This is a genomic window from Bradyrhizobium sp. LB14.3 (genome assembly GCF_040547985.1).
Lineage (GTDB): Bacteria > Pseudomonadota > Alphaproteobacteria > Rhizobiales > Xanthobacteraceae > Bradyrhizobium.
The window spans coordinates 1-5,137 of record NZ_JBEPQT010000075.1 but is presented as its reverse complement, the minus strand read 5'-3'; the positions used below and the strand labels follow the sequence as shown (position 1 = coordinate 5,137).

Here is a 5,137-nt window from a genome sequence, read left to right as displayed (position 1 = left end):
CGGCTGCTGGCCCAATTTTGCTGAGCGCGTCAACTATTGATCAGACCTGCGACCTCAACGGGTCATTGCGGTCATCACCAGCCGCTGCTGATGTCAGCACCTCGATTTCTCTCAGTGAAGGTTCGTCTGCGATGAGCCAGCAAAATGCTGGACTCCGTCAGGTTGCCACAGGCTAAATTCCACTGTTCTGGTCGAGAATTTCTCGCACGCGTAACGCGAGTTTTGCCTGAGATATCGGTTTTTCCAGCAAATTGACGCCCTCGTCGAGCCTTCCCTGGTGAACCACGGCGTTGCGCGAATAACCGGTCATGTACAGGATCTTCAACTCAGGTCTCATTTGCTGCGCACGCTTGCCTAACTCGCGCCCATTGATGCCTGGCATGACAACATCCGTCAGCAGAAGGTCGACCTTCGAATCCTCTTGCAGCAAAATGGTCAAAGCCGCTTGAGCGCTGCGGGCAGAGAGGACGCGATAGTTGAGATCTCGCAGAACGTCGGAAATATAGGTGCGAAGGTCTGCATCGTCCTCAACGACGAGAACGGTTTCGAACTTATCACCCTCAGGAGAAAGGTCTTCCGCTGTGCTCTCCAACAATTGCGCATTCCCGGCGAAGCGTGGGAAGTACATCTTGATGCTGGTGCCCTGGCCCACTTCGCTGTAGATCTTTGCGTGCCCTCCTGACTGTTTGACGAATCCATAGACTTGGCTCAGACCAAGGCCGGTGCCTTGCCCCGGCTCCTTCGTGGTAAAGAACGGCTCAAAAACGTGACTTAGAACGTCTGACGCCATCCCGCTGCCGGTGTCCGTGACGCAAATTGCGACATATTGGCCTGGGATCAGTTCAGGATTGAGCCGGCAATACTCCTCGTCTGCGGAGATGTTGGCGGCCTCCAGGGTAAGCTTTCCGCCATTGGGCATCGCGTCACGTGCATTGATTGCAAGATTGACGATTGCCGACTCGAGATGGTTCGGATCGGCTTCGATATGCCATAACCCGGCACTTCCGACGGTCTGAACTTCGATGCGTTCCCCAAGCGTGCGCTGGAGGAACTCCTGCAGTCCGTTGATATAATTGTTCAGGTCGATAGGTTTCGGGTCGAGGGCCTGTCGTCGAGAGAACGCGAGCAAGCGGCTGGTGAGCGCCGCGGCTCTTTGAGCCCCGCGCTTCGCATTCGCCAATGCACGAGCCAAATTTGGGGCTGCCTTGGGGGCGTGCCGCTCAGCTGTCTCCAGATTGCCGATGACGATCATGAGCAAATTGTTGAAGTCATGCGCGATTCCGCCGCTGAGTTGCCCCACGGCTTCTAGCTTCTGAGATGCGGCCAGTTGCTGCTGAACCTGCTTGAGCTCGTCCTGAGCTCTCTTCCGGTCCGTGACGTCACGGGTGACCTTGGCAAATCCCACAAGGTTGCCAGCGTCGTCGTTGATGCGATCGATGACGACCGACGCCCAAAAGCGGCTCCCGTCTTTCCGCATGCGCCACCCTTCGGCTTCGAAGCGTCCATGCTCCTTCGCCTCCGAAAGCGCACTTTTCGGAACGCCAAGCTCCACATCCTCGGGCGTGTAGAATGCGCTGAAATGTCGTCCGATGATCTCTGGCGGAGTATAGCCTTTGATCCGCTGCGCGCCGGGATTCCAGGTCGTTACGAGACCGAGCGGGTCCAGTTGAAAGATGGCGTAATCGACCACCGCCTCGATCAATTGGCGGTAACGCCCTTCACTAGCAAGGAGCTCTTCGTGAGCCTGCTGTCGCTCGGTGATATCTCGCGTAACCTTGGCAAAGCCGACCAAGCGACCGCTTTCGTCCCGGACCGCATCGATGACGACCGATGCCCAAAACCGACTTCCGTCTTTGCGGACGCGCCATCCCTCCGCGCTGAACCGACCGGTCTGCCCAGCGACGTTCAAGGCCTGTTCTGGCAGTCCTTTGGCTGTATCCTCGGGCGTGTAGAACGATGCAAACGATTTGCCGATGATTTCCTCAGGCGAGTAGCCCTTCAAGCGCTTCGCACCGGAGTTCCAGCTGCGTACCGTGCCGTCCACGTCGATCATGTAGATCGCGTAATCGACGATTGCGTCTATAAGCAGCTGGAGGCGGCGAGTATCGTCGAGTTCGTCGAATCTGGACCTGGGAATGAGACGAACTCCAATGGCGCGCGAAGCCGAAACATACAACTCCAAAGACACTGTTTGGTTCCCAGCGCCCGGCACCAGTTGGTAGTCTCGATGGCAAGAGGCTTATGACCGTGAGGGTCGCAAACAGGCAAGACCGCGCTTTGCTGACTTCCGTTAAGGCGGTCATCGGACCCGAAAACAACCTGGATCTGCCTGTCGCTAAGGGCCACTACGGAACCCGCCTATCTATTCGTTATCGAAGTGGCATCAAAAAGGTGAAGCAGGTTTCCTCGCGTGTTGAGCTTACGGTCAGCGTACCCTCATGTGCCTTTGCTATCTGCGCGGCAATGTGCAGACCGAGACCAAGACCTTGCCGACTGGCTCGTACCTCGCCCCGGAAGAACGGCTCGAACAGCTTGGCCATGGCGGCCTCAGGTATGGGTTCGCCGCCGTTCGCGACTGACAATCTGAACAGCCCATTTTCCGTCACGGCGCGCACGCGAACCGGCTGGTTGGACGCGCCATGGCTGAGCGCGTTTCCGGCGAGGTTGGACACCAGCTGCCCTATTCTGTTCCTGTCACAATCAACGGGAACGTCGATCGCATATTCAGCTTCGATCCGCCGACCGGGCGAAGACAGCCGCAGTTCATCGATCACCTGGTGCAGCACAGGTTCAAGCGGTCTGCGGGTATCGCGATCAAGGGTGATACCTCCACCGAGACGGCCGCGCGCGAAATCGAGCACGTTGTCGATCAGTCCCGCCATCCGCAGAACGGTCGTCTCCAGCATTGCGATGACCTGATGCTCCTTATCGCTCTTTGCTTCGCGACCGAGGATGCGGGCCCCGGCACTTATCGAAGCCAGAGGATTTCGAAGGTCATGACCGAGCACGGCGATGAATTGCTCTCGCAATTCCGAAGTCTCGCGTTCACTTTCCAAACTGGTCTTTGCAACGTCGCGAGCTTCCAGAAGATCATGCTCGTAGCGTCGCCGATCCGTGGCCTTGAGCAATGCCAGCCGGGTGAACAGTGCCCTGCCGGCGGCGTCCCGCCCTTCGAGAGCGTTCACAATCATCTGGAGCGGCTCGCCTGCCGCCGTCACCATGTCGATCGCAAATTCGTTGAAAAAGCCTTGCATTCGTAGAAGCGGTGCTATGTGGGTTTCGAAATAGATGCGACCTGCCATGTTCAGGAAGTCGCTGAACCGTTTGCCTGCCATGTGCTCGGCGGTGTGGCCGATCCAGGCGAGAAGCGTCTTGTTCACCCGCTCGATGCGTCCGTTAGGCAGCAGAGTGATGTACGCGCACGGAGCGTTCTCGAACATGTCCTCGAAATCGTCGATCCGCGGATCATCCACCGAAGGCCTCAGACAAACGTTCGCATGGCCGCGACAACTTCATCGGGCGCGCTGAGATTGGGGCAATGGCCGGTAGCCTCAAGGAAGACGATCTCGCTGTTCGGGATTGCGCGATGAACAAATTCGCCAACGGGCTTCGAGGCGATAATGTCGTCGCTGCACTGAAGGATCAGCGTTGGAATCTCTATTTTACCCAGGTCGGCGCGGTTGTCGGACTTGAATGTCACCCGCGCGAATGCCTTGGCAATTTCTGGATCAGTTCGGCAAAAACTGTTGGTGAGCTCCTGGCCAAGTTCGGGCCGATCGGGATTTCCCATGATCGCCGGTGCCATCTGTGCCGACCACCCCATGTGATTGGACTCCAGAAAATGGAGAAGTTCTTCAATTTGCTTTTCGCTGAAGCCACCAAAATAGTCGCCGTCGTCGATGTACCGGGGCGAAGGCCCCACCATCACAAGCTTCCCGAACATGCCCGGCGCCTTCTGCGCCGCCAGCGCGCCGATCATGCTGCTGACCGAATGGCCCACGAACACCGCATCCGCCAAACCAAGCTCGTGTCCGATCTCGACGACGTCATCGGCATAGCCTGCCAAACTCGAATATTTTCGCTGGTCATAAGCTTTCAGGTCAGAACCGCCCGCGCCGACATGGTCGAAGAGCACCGTCTTGAACTCGCTTGCGAAGGCAGACTCCACGAACCGCCACATGTTCTGGTCACAGCCGAAACCATGGGCAAAAATCATGCTCCGGTCGCCCGTTCCGCGAACATGGACGTTGTTTCGTTCGATTACGTCCATAGCTTTTCCCCAAGTCTGGCAAACAAGTCGTAGCACCCCTACGCTTTCGGTTGCAGCCGACGATTTGGCTGGAAGGCATTCCCAATTAGGGGATCGAACGTGCCTATGGACGCCCAGTCGAAGCCAAAGTTTGAAATGGACCGGTGTCCGTCATAACGCCGCTCGGCTCTAGAGTTGACCTCGAAGCCTATTTGAGGGGCTTGGGCGGAGGCACCGAAAGGGTTGCGCTCCACTGAGCAGCAGTCGTCAGCTGACCCAGCTTCATTTCCAGCTCATCGCGTTCTGGCCCCGGAGGAAGTTTCGAGGCCTCCTCCAGAAACCGAGCTTTCGCTGTCGATCCTCTGTTCGAATGTATGGGGTTTTGAGCTTTGACGCGGCACTGCGATCTCCCTGCGGTCTGGGTCGTTGCCGCCCAGCATAGAGGCCTTACTGACCATCAGGCTTCATTGGCCTTAAAGCGCGCATGATCGCGCCCACCTGAGGCGACCCCATCGGATCGGGCCGTTCACAGTTGAGGCACTGAAACGTCCGAGGCGTTTTGGCGCCGGTGCAGTTCCAGCGTCATTGAACCCCTGCAGGTCGGGCAAGGCTGGGCTGACGTCGACATTAAGAGGCTCCTAGACCGGCGGGAGCGCAAGAACTCGCAGTCACGGGGTGGAAAGCCGCTGAGACGGTGCGGTGATCACGGAATATAACCTATGTTAAATTCTCGCAAGCGGCTTGCCTATCGAACGAAATCATCGCGCTAGCGTGAAGAAGGTTCGGTCACAGTGGTTAGATCGCCCGGCGGCTGCGCCCGGCCACAAAACCGTAGACAAGAAGCACGATGATGGCACCCACGACCGCCCCCACCAGCCCAGCGCCTTC

Annotated in this window: 3 protein-coding genes and 1 pseudogene; all 4 read right to left on the bottom strand. The window is 57.7% G+C overall.

What is annotated here, in order from left to right:
- Window positions 1–172: 172 nt before the first annotated feature.
- Window positions 173–2,188: a hybrid sensor histidine kinase/response regulator gene (locus ABIB00_RS38755; RefSeq protein ID WP_354107980.1), complete on the bottom strand. Its 2,016-nt coding sequence runs from the start codon at window positions 2,186–2,188 to the stop codon at window positions 173–175.
- Between the two features lie 181 nt (window positions 2,189–2,369).
- Window positions 2,370–3,440, bottom strand: coding sequence for a PAS domain-containing sensor histidine kinase (locus ABIB00_RS38750; RefSeq protein WP_247353814.1), 1,071 nt, complete (start codon window positions 3,438–3,440; stop codon window positions 2,370–2,372).
- A gap of 41 nt (window positions 3,441–3,481) precedes the next feature.
- On the bottom strand, window positions 3,482–4,270 hold the full coding sequence (locus tag ABIB00_RS38745) for an alpha/beta fold hydrolase (RefSeq protein WP_354107979.1): 789 nt from the start codon (window positions 4,268–4,270) through the stop codon (window positions 3,482–3,484).
- Between the two features lie 774 nt (window positions 4,271–5,044).
- Window positions 5,045–5,137, bottom strand: a pseudogene (locus ABIB00_RS38740) (GlsB/YeaQ/YmgE family stress response membrane protein); the annotation flags it as partial.